The organism is Nonomuraea sp. NPDC003707 (assembly GCF_053587055.1).
The window spans coordinates 399,715-413,515 of the sequence record NZ_JBSFNK010000003.1 but is presented as its reverse complement, the minus strand read 5'-3'; the positions used below and the strand labels follow the sequence as shown (position 1 = coordinate 413,515).

The following is a 13,801-nucleotide window of genomic DNA, read 5'->3' as shown; positions in this document are numbered from 1 at the left end:
GCTACCGCTCCACCAGCGGCCGCACCTCGACCGATCCGCCGAGGCGGGCGGCGGGGACGCGGGCGGCCAGCTCCAGCGCGTCGTCGAGGTCGTCCGCCTCGACGATGTAGAACCCGCCGAAGATCTCCTTGGTGTCGGCGAACGGCCCGTCGGTCATCAGCGTCCGGCCGCCCTGGACCCGGACGGTGGTCGCGGTCTCGGCCGGTTGGAGCCGCTCGCCCGAGATCATGCGCTCGTCCTGCATCAGCGCGACGTACTCGGCGGTGATGGCGGCGCGCTCGTCGGCGGTGAGCCCGTCGTACGCTCCGGGCCGCTCGTTGATCAGCAGTGCGTATCTCACGGTGGTCTCCTTCACGCCGCCGCGTCGCGGCCGTAGATGAGGCGGACGGCCTGGCCCATGCGTTCGGCGGACTCCAGAGCCAGGCCGAGGGGCCGGTCATCCTGATCGAACAGGCGGCGTCCCCGGCCCAGCACGGTCGGGAACACCAGCAGCCGATACTCGTCGACCAGGTCATGCGCCCGCAGCGCGGCGACGACGCTGCCGCTGCCGGCGACCACGATATCCCGTTCCCGCCTGCGCCCGGCCACCTCCTCGATCAGGTCGCCCCGCAGGAGGGAGGAGTTGCTCCACGCCTCGACGCCGTCCGACGAGCGCGAGGCGACGAGCTTGGGGATGGCGTTCATCTTCCGGGAGAACTCGTCGTCCCTGCCGGGCCAGATGCGGGAGAAGCGTTGCCAGGTGGCGCGGCCCAGCAGCATGGCCCCGGTGTCCAGCACCTCGCCGAGCGCGAACTTGTCACCGGCCACCGACTCGGGCCCGTACCGGAAGGCCCAGCCTCCCCACGGCGTCCCGTCCGCCCCGTCCGGGTCCTCGATGACCATGTCGAGGGAGACGAACTCGATGACGATCAGCTTGCCCATGTCCTTGAACCTTCCTCGTAGCCGGTTGCTCGGCAGGAGGACGGACGGGCCGGGCCCCGGGGGACAGGTCGTCGATGTGACCCTGGTCACATCCGAAGCGGCCTTTACCCGTGAGCGGCTGCTCACATGTTTAAGCACACGGTAACGTGTCAACTACTGTGCGTATAGAATGCCTGGTTGGACGGTCAAGGTTTCGCACCGGTTCCCCCCGATCCGGGGCACCCCTCCATGCCCCGGGGCCGGTGCGGGCGCGCCCGGCCGCTCCAGCGCTGACGGTGAAAGGTTCGGTGAAACTCCGTCATGCACATCGAGCACGAAGACCACGTCTACGGCCTCCCGATCCCGCACGGCCACGCCGTCGGCGACGGCTTCGTCACCGTGCCGGCCCAGGCCGCCGGCCCCGGCCAGCTCACGCTGCTGACCCCCACCGCCGTGCACCACCAGGTCTTCACCGTGGTCCGGTTGCGGGCCGGCTACGACCTGGCCGAGGTGGACGCGTTCCTGTCCACCGTGGAGACCACGATCAGCCTGCTCTGGCAGGACAACGCCCACCTGCGCGAGCGTCTCGCCGCCGCCACCCCCGCCCCGGCCGACATGCTGGCCGCCGCGGAGGAGAGCGCGCGGGAGACCGTCGAGGTCGCCCGGCACGAGGCTCGGCAGACCGTCGAGGCCGCCCGAGAGGAGGCGCGAGAGACCGTCGAGGCCGCCAGGCAGGAGGCACGCCACATGCTGACCGAGGCCCGCGCCGGCGCCGAACGGGTGCGGCTCGATGCCGCCGCCGCGGCCGAGGCGCTGACCAGGACCGCCCGCCTGGCCTATCAGGAGGCCATCGAGGAGCAGTTCAACGAATTCGACGCCGTCCTCGCCGACCACGGCAGGCAACTGCAGGACAGCCTGCACACCCAGCTCGGCCGGTTGCGCACGGTCCTGGAGGACGTCGCGACGCCCGGCCACGGCACGCACACCGGCCCTCTCGCGGCTCAGTGATCGATCACCGTCCACCAGCCAGAAAGGCCGTCACATGTTCTTGCCGCTCGGGGGGTCAGTACTGCCGTTGCCGGCGCGCGACGCGGCCATGGGCGCCGCCATGCCGGTCTGGACGGTGTGGGCCGCCGTGGGCCTGGTGGCCCTGTCCACGCTGGCCGGCGCCCACCTGGCGCAGCGCAAGGCCGACCGGATCAGCGTCTGGCTGGCCGTCGCCTCGGCGCTCATGCTCATCACCGCCCTGACCGACGTGATGCCCGACGCCTGGCGGGAGGCCGTCGCGACCCATGTGCCCGTGTGGCTGGTGGCGCTGGCCGGGCTGTTCGGGTACGTCGTCATCACGCACTTCACCCGCCACGGGTGCGCTCACCAGCACGACGTGGGCCGGCGTGCCCGGCACGCCCCCGGCATGCACCGGCGGGTCGAGCAGGCCGTCAGCGCCGCCGTGTACGGGGGAGTGGGCACCGCCGTCGCGCTGAGCCTGCATCGCATGATCGAGGGCGCCACCCTGGTGCTGGCCGCCTCGATCATCGTCGTGGCCGCGCTCATGATCCACTCGGCCGGTGAAGGGGTGGCCCTGACGGCCATGCTCGACCTGGCCCGCAAGCCGCTGGCTCCCTGGCTGGCGCTGGCCTGCCTCAGCCCGGCGGCCGGCGTCGTGCTGGCCAGCGTGGCGCCGCTGCCGCCGCAGAGTGTGCCGATCCTGCTGGGCGTGCTCACCGGCGTGCTGCTGCGTACCGCGATGGTCGGGCTGCAGATGGCCCGCGCCAGCGGCCGGCTGCCGCGCCGCCAGGTCGTCGTCGTGGCGACCGGCGTGCTGGCCGTGGGCGGCCTGCTGGTCACCGCCCAGACCATGCTCCCCGGCGCGCTCCCCGCCCCGGCCGTCCCGGTCGCCGCCGCCCGCCTGGGCGGGCCGCCCACCCCGCAGCCGCGCCCGCCGTCCCCGCGGCCCAAGCCGTTGCCCAGACCCGAACCGATGACGGCCGGGGAGCTGCGCACCGCCGTCGCGGCCGGGCGGCTCGGTCTCGAGGCCCTGCTGTCGCGCACCGACCTGGCCACCATCGGGGCCGACGTGGAGACGGTGCTGCGGGCTCTGCCGGGGCGCAGCGCCACGGAGATCACGCGCGTGCTGCGCAGGGGCAGGATCCTCAGCGGCGCCAGCATCGGGGACCTCACCCTGCGCCAGCGCCACTACCTCCTCCTCGCCCTCGGCGCCATCCCGGCGAGCCCGGCCGGATGAGCCGCAGCGCCTATCAGGGGGCCCGGCCGGTGAGGTAGCGCTGCAGCGTCGGCGCCATCCAGGCGATGAGCTCGTCGGGCGAGGACGAGACCAGCGCGTCCACCCGTACGGCGTAGCGGGTGATGGCCAGCCCCACGAGCTGGCCGGCCGCGAGCGCCGCGCGCAGCTCGGGCTGGTCCACGCCGAGCTTCCTGGTGACCTTGCCGAGCATGTCGTTGGCGAGGAACTCCCTGATCAGGGCGGCCGCGTGCGCGTTCGTGGCGGCCGAGCGCATCAGGCCCAGCACCGGGCCGGGCCGGTCCACCGCGCCGAGCAGGCCGAGGACGTATCCGGCCAGCCGCTCCCCGAGCTTGCCGCGGGGCCCGTCCAGCAGCATGGCCACGGCCTGCTCGGGCTGGAACACCGACGTCACGACCGCGCTGAACAACTGCTCCTTGCCGCCGAAGAACCGGCGCACGAGCGCCGGGTCCACGCCGGCGTCCGCGGCCACCTGGCGCATGCTGGTGGCCTCGTAGCCGCCCGCGCTGAAGGCCCTGGCCGCCGCCGCGACGATCTCTTCCCTGGTGGTCGAGGCCCCCGGCCGCCGCCCGGTCCTGCCTGTGCGTTCCTCCACGGCCGCCAAGTTATATCCCCGTACAGGGACTTGCTACCCCTATAAATCAGATGCTGACGGTTACAGTGCTCTGTTAGCGTCAGCATCGTGACGGCAGCCGAGTTCCCGATCCTCGGGACGGAACCTCTCGCGGTGGAGCTGGCCAACACGCTGTACGGCGCGGGGGAGGCGCGGATCGACTTCCTGCCGGACGCCCGGCGGGTCGGCGAGTGGTTCGCCCAGGTCTCCGAGCGCCATGGGGTCGCGGTCCCGATGGGTCCGCACGCGGCCCGGGTGCGGATGTTGCGCGACTGCGTGCACGCCCTGCTGTCGGCCGCCGTCGAGGGGCGCGTTCCCGACGCGGCGCCGGTCCGGCGGGTCAACGACTTCACGGCGGCGGCGCCAACGTACCTGTGGCTCGACTGGAGCGGCGCCGCGCCGGCCTCGCGCTGGGCCGATACCGTCACCGGCCCGGCCGCCGTGCTCGGGAGCATCGCCACCTGCTGCGTCGAGCTGCTGACCGGCCCCCAGGCGGATCGGGTACGCCGCTGCCAGGGCCCCGGCTGCTCGCTGTTCTTCGTCCAGAACCACCCCCGCCGGCGCTGGTGCCACCCCTCGTGCGGTCACCGCGACCGCCAGGCCCGCTATTACCGCCGGCAGCACACCCCCGGAGCGTCCTGATGATCACATGGCGTCGGCTCGGCCAGGAGGACTTCCCCCTGCTGCGTACGTGGCTGGAGCAGCCGCACGTGGCGCTGTGGTGGAACCACGAGACCTCGATGGAGGCGGTGACCCGCGACTTCGGCCCCGCCGCCCGCGGGGAGGAGCCGTCGGAGGACCTGCTCGTGTTCCTCGACGGCCGGCCGCTCGGCCTGGTCCAGCGGTCGCGGTACGCGGACTACCCCGACTACCTGGCCGAACTGGCGACGCTCACCTCCGTCCCCGACGGCGCGGTGAGCATCGACTACCTGATCGGCGATCCCGGCCAGGTCGGCCGGGGCCTGGGCCCGGAGATGATCCGCTCGGTGATCGAGCGGACCTGGACGGAGATCCCCGGCTCGTCCTGCGTGCTGGTCCCCGTCTCGGCGGCCAACCGCGCGTCGTGGCGGGCGCTGGAGAAGGCCGGGATGCGCCGGGTGGCCGAGGGCGAGCTCGAACCCGACAATCCGATCCACGATCGCGCCCACTACGTCTACCGGATCGACCGGCCGGCCGACCCTGAGTAGACCAATCGCTTGGTTGGGAAGTATTCTTGGCCCCCGTCGGCAGCGCAACGAGGACGTGAGGGCACCGTGGTCGAGCAGCAGCAGTCCAGCGGCGGTTTCATGGCACGCGTCAGCACCGCGCTCCGCCCGTTCTTCCAGTGGCTCGCGGGCACGAGGGGCTTCGCGCGGGTCGCGCCCAAGATCGTCCCGCCTCTTGATCGCTTCGTCAATCGGGTGACGGGCGGCCGCGTGCTCATGGGGGACCAGATGATCCCCCACCTGCTGCTCACCACGACCGGCAGCAAGTCAGGGCAGGAGCGCCAGAGCCCGCTGGCCTGCCTGCCGGAGGACGGCGGCACGTTCCTGGTGGTCGGCAGCAACTTCGGCAGGGAGCACCACCCGGCCTGGAGCGGCAACCTGCTCAAGACCCCGCAGGCCACCGTGACCTTCCGCGGGCGGGTCATCCCCGTCACGGCCGCCCTGCTCGCCGGAGCCGACCGCGAGCAGGCCTGGCAGGCGCTCACCGGCTTCTGGCCGCTGTACGACGGCTACACCGAGCGCTCCGGCCGCGAGCTGCGCGTCTTCCGCCTGTCCCCGCGCTCCTGACCGCCCGCTTACCGGCCGCCGGCCACGTCGCCGACGACCTGCGGGATCTCGAACAGGTTGGCGGTGTCCCCGGTGTGCAGGAACGCCACGTTCCGGCCCGGCTCGACCCGCCCGGAGCGCACGTGGTCGAGCAGCCCCGCGAAGCCCTTGCCCGTGTAGACGGGGCCCATGAACACGCCGTCCGACCGGGCCAGCTCCTTGATGGCGGCGACGCCTTCCGGCGAGGGCACCGCGTAGTCCTCGCCGATGAACCGTTCGTCGACGTCGATCTCGGCGCGGATGACCTCGTCGGCGGGGACCGGGACCTCGAGCAGCTTGAGGATGTGCTTCACGCGGTCGACGATCACCTCGACGTTGATCCAGTTCCCGGGCCGGTAGTCGCAGATCGCGATGGAGCGCACGACGACCGGGCTCCCCGTCACCAGCTTCGCCGCGATCAGGCCCGGCAGCGCCGTGCCCGTCCCCGCGGTGTGGTAGAGGTAGTCGAGCCGGGCCCCGGAGGCCTCGGCCTGCTGGATCATCTCCGTGAACGTCAGCGTGTGCGCCACGAAGCCGTACGGATGCGCGCCGCCGGTGGGCACGATCAGCGCCTTGTGCCCCTGAGCCTCCAGTTCGGCCTTGCGGGCGGTCATCGCGTCGGCGATGCGCTGCTGCTCGTCGGCCGTGTCCCAGTAGGCGCCGCCCCGGGTGGGCAGGTAGTGTGTCTCCACGTCCATGATCTTGCTCAGCAGCAGGTTGCCGCGGTACTCCGCGAGCTCGCCGTGGCGTCCTTCGTCCCGGGTGAGGAAGAGGACCGGCGTGAGCCCGGCCGCCCGGCAGGCTGCGGCGAACTGCATGCCGGAGTTCGTCAGGTAGACGCCTTGCGTGATGAGGTGCGTGACGCCGTCCTCCAGGGCCTGGCCGATGATGAACTCGGCCAGGCGGGTCTTGCTTCCGCTGATGGTGCCGGGCCCCGCCAGGTCCTCCCGCTTGAGGAAGAAGCCGGCCCCGTAGGCGGCCGACAGATTGTCCAGGCGGTGGAAGGGCGTCGGGTAGAAGCCGATCCGCCTGCGGGGCAGCCGGTCGACCAGCGCGTCGAGGGCGGCGAGGTCCATGGTGGAAACCCTTCTTCAGGCGACGTGCCTCCATGCTCCATCAGCCCGACCATAAGCACCAGCAAAGTCTGCTAAGCCTGGCATTAGGTAGGCTAATGCTCGTGCCCGGACAACTGGAGCCCCGCCTCCTGGCCACGCTGGAGGCCGTCGTCCGGCTGGGCTCGTTCGCGGCGGCCGCCGAGGAGCTCGGCTACACGCAGGGGGCCGTCTCCCAGCAGATCGCCGACCTCGAACGGCGGGCGGGGCTGCGGCTCCTGGGCCGCCGTCCCGTACGCCCCACCGCCGCCGGCACCGTCCTCCTGCGGGCCGAAGAGGCGGTCCGGGCGGCGATGACCCGGGCCTGGACGGAGCTGGAGGCCCTGAACGCCGGGCTGTCGGGCGAGGTGCGGCTGGGCGCCTTCGTCTCGGCTGCGGCCGGCCTCGTCCCGCCGGCCCTGGCCGCGTTCCGCCGGGCCTGCCCGGGTGTGCGGGTCACGCTGAGCCAGTACGAGACCGAGGACGCCTACCAGCGGCTGCTCCGCGGCGACCTCGACCTCGCGGTCACCTTCGACTACAGCTGGTTCCCCCTGCCGCCGCCACCGGGCCTGCGGCGCTCGCTCATCGGCCGCGACCCGGTCATGGTCGCGCTCCCCGCCCGCCACGCCCTGGCCGGGCGCACGTCGCTGAGCCTGGCCGACCTGGCCGGCGAGGTGTGGATCGGCACCCCCGTCACCGGCCCCAATCTCGGCCCCCTCGCGGAGCTGGCCCGCTCCGCGGGCTTCCATCCCCGGCTCGCCTTCGAGGGCGACGACTTCAGGACGGTGCTGCAACTCGTCGCCCACGAGCTCGGCATCGCCGTGCTGCCCGCGCTGGCGCTCACGGACACGGTGGACGGCGTCGTCGCCCGCCCCATCGCCGAGGAGCCCCTCGTACGCTTCCTGTACTGCTGCCGGATCGACACGGCCGGGGCGCCGGCCATCGTCACCCGGCTGGAGACGTGCCTGACCGAGGCCGCCGCCGGCCTCCCGCACCCGTCGTGACGGGCGGTTTCGAACCCCGGACGCCCCGCCGCCCCGACCGCTTCCGCGGCGCGCCGCTCACCGCGTAGGCCGCGGCCCGCTGCGGCCCGAGCCGCGACCCCTGGCGGAACGCCGTCGCGAACGCCGACCGGCCCAGCGCCGCGCGGGCCTGCTTCGTGCAGCGCTCGTGCGAGGCCGCGTGGTAGCTGATCCACTCGGGCGAGGTCCCCACCGCCTGCCACATCGCGTGCGCCGCCCCCAGCAGCGCGGCGGCCCGGTCGTGCTCGTCCCGCGCGCCCGCGAGCCAGGCCAGCACCTCCAGGCACTGGGTCAGGCACCACCGGTCGTTGATCCGCCCGGTGAACTCGGTGGCCGCCGTCAGCAACGCCTCCGCGCGCCCGCGCTCGCCCAGATTCCAGTGCGCGACACCGAGCGCGAGCTGCGCGTACGCGCGGAAGACCAGGGCCCGCCGGCTCTCGCACAGGGTCAGGAGCCGCTCGCCGAACTCGCTCGCCTGGCGGGGATCCTCGGTCGAGCCGTACGCGGCCCCGACGTAGAGGTTGAACATGATGCCGTCGATGTCGCCCATGGCCTCGTGGAGGGCGAGGGACTCCCGGATCAGCGCCAGGCCGCGCCGGGCGTCGCCGGTGTAGAACGCCGCGACGCCCGAACTGCGGATGCCGTGCGCCACGAGCTGCTCGTCACCCTCCCGCCGGGCGAAGGCGATGAATTCCTCCAGCCGCCGCGTGGCGGTCATGGCCTGACCCTGGCGCAGGGAGAGCAGGCTGTCGGCCCAGACCGCCAACGCACGGCACCGGCTGCCCTCCGGCACCAGTTCCAGGCCGCGTCCCAGCCAGTAGCGGCCCTCCACGAACGATCCGGCCAGGAGCCAGAAGCACCACATCGCCGACGCGGCCTCCAACTCCATCGGCGCCAGCGCGGGGTCGCCCAGGCACATCTCCAGGGCGACGCGGATGTTGGGCAGCTCCCGCTGCAGGAGCAGGTAGCGGTCCAGCTGCTCGGGGACCATCCGGTCGATCCGGTGCTCCGTCACCAGGTCCCGGTAGTGCTCGGCGTAACGCCGGCGCAGCCGCCGCTCCTCGGGAGGCGGCAGCTGCTCGCAGCCGTACGCACGCAGGGCCTCCGGCATGCGGTATCTGGAGCCCTCCCTGATCAGGACCGACTTGTCCACCAGCCCGGTCAGGTGGTCGAGCACGTCGATCCGGTCGATGCCGTCGCCGGAGCACACCGCCTCGGCGGTCTCCAGGTCGGCCCCGGAGGGGAACAGCCCCAGCCGCGCCCACAGCCGCCGCTCCCCGGCCGAGCAGAGGCGGAAGCTCCAGTCCATGGTCGCGCGCATCGTCTGGTGGCGGGGCAGGGCGGTGGGCGTCTTCGCGACCAGCACGTCGAAGCGCTCCTCCAGCTCCCGCGCCAGGCGTTCGAGCGGCATGGAACGCAGCCGGACCGCCGCCAGCTCGATCGCCAGCGGGATGCCCTCCAGGCGCCGGACCAGCTCCGCCACGGGCGCCACGTTGCGCGCGTTCAGCCGGAAGCCGGGCACGGCGCCCGCCGCGCGCGCCACGAACAGCCGGACGGAGTCGTGGCGGCCGACCTCCCTGACCGTGTGGCCGCAACCCGGGCCGGGCTCGGGAGTGGACAGCGGAGCGACCGTCAGCACCTGCTCGCCGGAGACCCGCAGCGTCTGCCTGCTGGTCGCCAGGACCTGCAGCCGGGGCGCGGAGCGCAGCAGCCGGTCCACGAACCGGGCGCAGACCGCGCTCAGATGCTCGCAGTTGTCCAGGACCAGCAGCATCCGCTTGCGGGACAGGTAGTCCACCAGCACGCCCATGGGGTCGCGGCGCACGTCACGCAACCCCAGCGCCATGGCGACCTCCGACTCCAGCAGGTCGCCCGTCTCCAAAGTGGCCAGCTCGACCACCTCGACCCCGTCCTGGTAGGTGTCCCGCAGCAGCTCCGCGGCCCTGAGCGCCAGCCGGGTCTTGCCGACGCCGCCCGCGCCCGTCAAGGTGAGCAGCCGGGACCTGCCCAGCAGCTTCCGCACCGTGGACAGCTCCTGGGCCCGCCCGACGAAGGTGGACTTGTCGGTCAGAACGCCGGCGCCGGACCTCATGGGGCGCCCCCGGGAAGCAGGCCCTGCTCGCCGACCCAGGCCGCGATCTGGGAGCGCGAGTTGAACCCGAGCTTGGTCAGGATGTGCTCGACGTGTCCCTCGGCCGTGCGCTGGGCGATCACGAGCGCGGAGGCGATGGCCTTGTTGGTCATGCCCTGGGCGACGAGCCGGGCGATCTCCATCTCCCTCCGGGTGAGCGGCGAGGGCTGGGCCGCCGCCGCGGGCTTGGCCGGTTTCACGCTCTCGCACATCGCGTACGCGAGCGCGTCGGCCGGGGTGAGCTCGGTGCCTCTGCGGAAGGCGGCCTCGAACTGCTCCTCTCCGAGGCGCTCGCGCGCCAGCGCCTCGGAGGCGTCGTGGTGGCCGGACAGGTAGCCGAACGGGGGAGCGCCGAACGAGCGCCAGCGCTCCTGCGAGGCCCCGAACAGCACGGCGGCGCGCTCGGGCGTGCCGTGGGCGGCCATCCACGCCAGCGCCTCGATGCACAGGGCGGTGCCCAGCCGGTCGTCGAAGGGCCGCTTGAGCCGGATGGCCTCGCGCTCCATCTCGACCGCCCTGGACACGTCGCCCTCCCGCCACACCTCGATCCCGTACACCCACAGCGTGTACGACCTGAACCAGTGGTCCGCGCGGGCCTCGCAGGCCTCCAGGCCCTCCTTGAAACGCGTGACCGCCTCGTCGGGATGGCCGAGGAGCGAGTGGGCGGTGGCCAGGTACAGCAGCGTGTTCACCACCCCCATCGGGGCGTCCGCCTCGCGGTAGCCCGCCACCGCCTCCTCCAGCAGGGCCGCCGCGCCGGTGATGTCGCGCTGGAGCAGGGTCGCCAGGCCGGAGACGTAGGAGATCTCGGCGGGGATCGCCGCGCCGTCGAGCCGCTTCGCCAGCTCGCGGGCCTCCTCGAGCATGTCCGCCGCCAGCGCGAAGTCGCTCTGCAGCACCGCCAGCCGCGCGTTGACGCACAGCGCGTTGGCGCGCCCGGTCGCCGCCGCGTCATCCGCCGCCGGACCTGCCGCCGGACCCGCCGGAGAGGCCGCTGCGTCGCCCGTCGCGAGCAGGCGGTCGAGCCAGTCGCGGGGCTCCCGCAGCGACCCGGTCGCGATCCAGTAGAACCGCAGCGCCGTGGCGATGGCCAGGCCGCGCACCGCCTCGCCCGGCGTCGTGAGGCAGTAGTCGAGGGCGCTGCGGAAGTTGCCGTGCTCGGCGCGCAGGCGGTTGAACCAGGCCACCTGGTCGGGGCCGAACCACTCCCGCTGCCCGCGGCTCGCGAGGTCCGCGAACCATTCGCGGTGCCGCGCCCGCAGCGCCGCCTCGTCGCCCGACTCGCGCAGCCGGTCGCGGCCGTACTGGCGGATCGTCTCCAGCAGCCGGTAGCGCACCGTGGTCTGGTCGCCCTCGCGGGCCAGCACCGACTTGCCCACCAGGCCGACCACCAGATCGACGACCTCGTCCGGCTCGATGCCGTCGCCGGCGCACACGTGCTCGGCCGCCTCCAGGTCCAGACCGCCGGAGAACACCGACAGCCGGGCCCAGAGCAGCCGCTCCTGCTCGGTGCAGAGGCCGTAGCTCCAGTCGATCAGCGCCCGCAGCGTCTGCTGGCGGGGCATCGCGGTGCGCGCCCCCATCGTGAGCAGCCGGAACCGGTCGTCCAGCCGGGCCAGCAGCTGCTCCACGGAGATCGCCCGCAGCCGGACGGCCGCCAGCTCGATCGCCAGCGGGATGCCGTCCAGCCGCCGTACGATCCGCGCCACGCTGTCCTGGTTGTCGTCGGTGACCTCGAACCCCGGCAGCACGGACTGGGACCGGTCGGCGAACAGCCGGACCGCGTCGAACTGTTTCAGCGAATCCGTGGACGACCGCGAACCGTCGAAATCCGGCATGGGCATCGGCGGGACAGGCATCATCTGCTCGCCCACGACGCCGAGCATCTGCCGGCTCGTGGCCAGGATCCGCAGACCGGGGGCGGCGCGCATGAGCGTTTCGGCCACCGCGGCGCATTCGTCCAGCAGGTGCTCGCAGTTGTCCAGGATGAGGAGCATTCTCTTGTCACGCAGATGATCCGTGAGCACCTCTATGGAGGGCCGCACCGAACGGTCCTGGATTTCCAGGCATTCCATCACCGTCTGCACCAGCAATTCGGGGCTCTCCAGCCCCGCGAGCTCGACCAGCCACACGCCGTCGGGGTAGCTGCGCCGCAGGTCGAAGCCGACCCGCATGGCGAGGCGGGTCTTGCCGACGCCACCGACGCCGATCAGGGTCACCAGCCTGGCATCGGACAGCAGCCGCTTGACCTCGGCGATTTCGTGCCGCCTGCCGATGAAGCTGTTGAGCTCCGCGGGCAGGTGGCACGAAACGTTCGGTGCGGTTGTGGTCATGAATGCTCCAACGGCTCCGGTGCTCGGATCACCGCGCCTCCGGTGCCCGAGCTTCCACTCCCAGATTATTCGGTGAAGGTACCCCTCGCACTTTGTCGTTTCCGCGCGGGTGCAGTCGGCCAAGCAAATCCCCATTTTCCGGAAAAATTGGGAAAAGTCGGTGGCTAAATGGCGGCGTACTTTACCGATGCGAGGACATAGCTTTGCCCGGCGGGATTTTGCCTTTAGACATCTCGGGCATGGATGCAGACGGCGACCCGGAGTATCAACTCGCCGGGAAGGAGACGATCATGGCGACGTCAACGTCACCGTTCGCATTCCACCGTGGTGGTTACTCGGGCTGGCTCGGATTCGCCGGCACCCTCTCGATGGTGCTGGGTATCTTCAACATCATCGAGGGCGTCATAGCCCTGTTCAAGACGTACTTCTTCGTCACGCCCGGAGGCCGCCTCCTGGTGTGGAACTACACCGCCTGGGGCGTGATCTGGCTGGCGATCGGCGTCCTGATGTTCGCGGTGGGGCTCGGCGTGCTGGCCGGGCAGACCTGGGCCCGGTGGACCGGGGTCGTCCTGGCCGGGCTGGCGATGATCGGCCACTTCGCCTTCATGGTGGCCTTCCCGCTCTGGTCGGTGATCGCGATCGCGCTCTGCGCCCTGGTCATGTACGGCCTCATCGCGCCGCCCAAGGGGGCCACCGGCGTTCCCGCGTGACGATCACGAGGTCCCGTGGCGTCACCCGAAGGATGTACGCCGATCTCCTCAGCGGGCAGGAAGCCTGGAGACCCGGGCCGTCGCTAGCGTTGCTGGAAACGGTCCTGATCGAAAGAGGTCCCCATGGCTCCTGCCCGCAAGACGTTCCTCACCGGACTGGCGGTCTTCGTCATCGGGCTCGCGCTGTGGCTGTTCGGGCTCGACGTCGAGATCGTCGTGTTCACCCCGTCGAAGATCGGCGTGGTCATGATGGTGCTCGGCGCGATCGAGGCCGCGTACGGGCTCTACCGGATGGCCCGGAGCGAGCGCGCCTGACGGCGGGTCAGAGCCAGCCGGCCTCGGTGGCGATGCGGACCGCGTCCAGCCGGTTGCGGGCGTCGAGCTTGGTGACGATCGCCCCCAGGTAGTTGCGTACCGTGCCCCTGGTCAGGTGGAGCGCGGCGGCGATCTCCGGGAGGTCGTCGCCGCCGGCGGCCCGGCGCAGCACGTCCACCTCGCGCGGTGACAGCGGGTTCGCCCTGGCCGCGATGGTGGCCGCGGCGAGGGCGGGGTCGACCACCGTCTCGCCCGCGTGGACGCGGCGCACGGCCGCGGCGAGGTCGGCGGGCGGCGCGTCCTTCAGCATGAACCCCTGGACGCCGGTCGCCAGCGCCCTGCGCAGCACCTCCGGGCGGCCCAGTTGGGTGAGGACGAGCACGCGGCAGCCGGGGACCCGTTCGCGGAGCGCGGCGGCGGCCTCGATGCCGTCGATGCCGGGCATCTGCACGTCCAGCACGGCCACGTCGGGCCGGTGCGCCAGCGCCGCGGGCAGCACCGCGTCCCCGTCCGCCGCCTCGGCGACGACCTCGATGTCGGGCTCCAGGCGCAGGAGCGAGGCGAGCGCCCCGCGGATGAGATGCAGGTCCTCGGCCAGCAGCACCCGGATCACTCTCGACTCCCCCCCCGAAG

Annotated in this window: 15 protein-coding genes; 8 read left to right on the top strand and 7 right to left on the bottom strand. The window is 72.3% G+C overall.

All coding sequences use genetic code 11. From position 1 onward, the window contains the following. Window position 1 precedes the first annotated feature (1 nt). Together ACWDRB_RS09495 and ACWDRB_RS09490 are read right to left on the bottom strand one after the other, a co-directional pair. Window positions 2-340, bottom strand: coding sequence for a YciI family protein (locus ACWDRB_RS09495; protein WP_350727648.1), 339 nt, complete (start codon window positions 338-340; stop codon window positions 2-4). A gap of 11 nt (window positions 341-351) precedes the next feature. Continuing rightward, window positions 352-921 carry a dihydrofolate reductase family protein gene (locus ACWDRB_RS09490; protein WP_449892632.1) on the bottom strand — a complete coding sequence of 190 codons (570 nt, stop codon included), beginning with the start codon at window positions 919-921 and terminating at the stop codon, window positions 352-354. A gap of 300 nt (window positions 922-1,221) precedes the next feature. Between ACWDRB_RS09490 and ACWDRB_RS09485 the strand changes: the two genes are divergently transcribed. Then, on the top strand, window positions 1,222-1,908 hold the full coding sequence (locus tag ACWDRB_RS09485) for a DivIVA domain-containing protein (protein WP_350727650.1): 687 nt from the start codon (window positions 1,222-1,224) through the stop codon (window positions 1,906-1,908). Between the two features lie 67 nt (window positions 1,909-1,975). Continuing rightward, a complete protein-coding gene (locus ACWDRB_RS09480; RefSeq protein ID WP_449892631.1) occupies window positions 1,976-3,145 on the top strand; it encodes a hypothetical protein in 1,170 nt (389 codons plus the stop codon). Between the two features lie 13 nt (window positions 3,146-3,158). On the opposite strand, the gene ACWDRB_RS09475 is transcribed toward ACWDRB_RS09480, so the two are convergent. Continuing rightward, a complete protein-coding gene (locus tag ACWDRB_RS09475) occupies window positions 3,159-3,758 on the bottom strand; it encodes a TetR/AcrR family transcriptional regulator (RefSeq protein ID WP_355195591.1) in 600 nt (199 codons plus the stop codon). An 87-nt stretch (window positions 3,759-3,845) separates the two neighbouring features. Here ACWDRB_RS09475 and ACWDRB_RS09470 point away from each other — a divergent pair, with 87 nt between their 5' ends. From ACWDRB_RS09470 to ACWDRB_RS09460, 3 genes are all read left to right on the top strand, one after another. Beyond that, complete coding sequence (locus ACWDRB_RS09470) at window positions 3,846-4,418, top strand: CGNR zinc finger domain-containing protein (protein WP_449892630.1); 573 nt, start codon at window positions 3,846-3,848, stop codon at window positions 4,416-4,418. After that, window positions 4,418-4,963, top strand: coding sequence for a GNAT family N-acetyltransferase (locus ACWDRB_RS09465; protein WP_449892629.1), 546 nt, complete (start codon window positions 4,418-4,420; stop codon window positions 4,961-4,963). The genes ACWDRB_RS09470 and ACWDRB_RS09465 overlap by 1 nt, the downstream gene beginning before the upstream one ends. Window positions 4,964-5,029: 66 nt before the next feature. Then, window positions 5,030-5,548, top strand: a complete 519-nt coding sequence (locus ACWDRB_RS09460; RefSeq protein WP_350727655.1) for a nitroreductase family deazaflavin-dependent oxidoreductase — start codon at window positions 5,030-5,032, stop codon at window positions 5,546-5,548. An 8-nt stretch (window positions 5,549-5,556) separates the two neighbouring features. Here ACWDRB_RS09460 and ACWDRB_RS09455 read toward each other — a convergent pair whose 3' ends face one another. After that, window positions 5,557-6,642 (bottom strand): 1-aminocyclopropane-1-carboxylate deaminase/D-cysteine desulfhydrase, encoded by a 1,086-nt coding sequence (locus ACWDRB_RS09455; RefSeq protein ID WP_449892628.1) that lies wholly within the window; start codon window positions 6,640-6,642, stop codon window positions 5,557-5,559. A 101-nt stretch (window positions 6,643-6,743) separates the two neighbouring features. Here ACWDRB_RS09455 and ACWDRB_RS09450 point away from each other — a divergent pair, with 101 nt between their 5' ends. Then, complete coding sequence (locus tag ACWDRB_RS09450; protein ID WP_449892627.1) at window positions 6,744-7,661, top strand: LysR family transcriptional regulator; 918 nt, start codon at window positions 6,744-6,746, stop codon at window positions 7,659-7,661. On the opposite strand, the gene ACWDRB_RS09445 is transcribed toward ACWDRB_RS09450, so the two are convergent. Next, on the bottom strand, window positions 7,603-9,771 hold the full coding sequence (locus ACWDRB_RS09445; RefSeq protein ID WP_449892626.1) for an ATP-binding protein: 2,169 nt from the start codon (window positions 9,769-9,771) through the stop codon (window positions 7,603-7,605). The two genes, ACWDRB_RS09450 and ACWDRB_RS09445, sit on opposite strands and share 59 nt — an antisense overlap. After that, window positions 9,768-12,143: an ATP-binding protein gene (locus tag ACWDRB_RS09440; protein WP_449892625.1), complete on the bottom strand. Its 2,376-nt coding sequence runs from the start codon at window positions 12,141-12,143 to the stop codon at window positions 9,768-9,770. Before ACWDRB_RS09440 ends, ACWDRB_RS09445 begins: the two co-directional genes overlap by 4 nt. Before the next feature lie 290 nt (window positions 12,144-12,433). Here ACWDRB_RS09440 and ACWDRB_RS09435 point away from each other — a divergent pair, with 290 nt between their 5' ends. Then, complete coding sequence (locus ACWDRB_RS09435; RefSeq protein ID WP_449892624.1) at window positions 12,434-12,853, top strand: DUF7144 family membrane protein; 420 nt, start codon at window positions 12,434-12,436, stop codon at window positions 12,851-12,853. A 123-nt stretch (window positions 12,854-12,976) separates the two neighbouring features. Further along, the gene (locus ACWDRB_RS09430) at window positions 12,977-13,168 is read left to right on the top strand and encodes a DUF5708 family protein (RefSeq protein WP_449892623.1); all 192 of its coding nucleotides are present in this window, start codon (window positions 12,977-12,979) and stop codon (window positions 13,166-13,168) included. A gap of 7 nt (window positions 13,169-13,175) precedes the next feature. Here ACWDRB_RS09430 and ACWDRB_RS09425 read toward each other — a convergent pair whose 3' ends face one another. Beyond that, window positions 13,176-13,781: a response regulator transcription factor gene (locus ACWDRB_RS09425; RefSeq protein ID WP_449892622.1), complete on the bottom strand. Its 606-nt coding sequence runs from the start codon at window positions 13,779-13,781 to the stop codon at window positions 13,176-13,178. Window positions 13,782-13,801 lie beyond the last annotated feature (20 nt).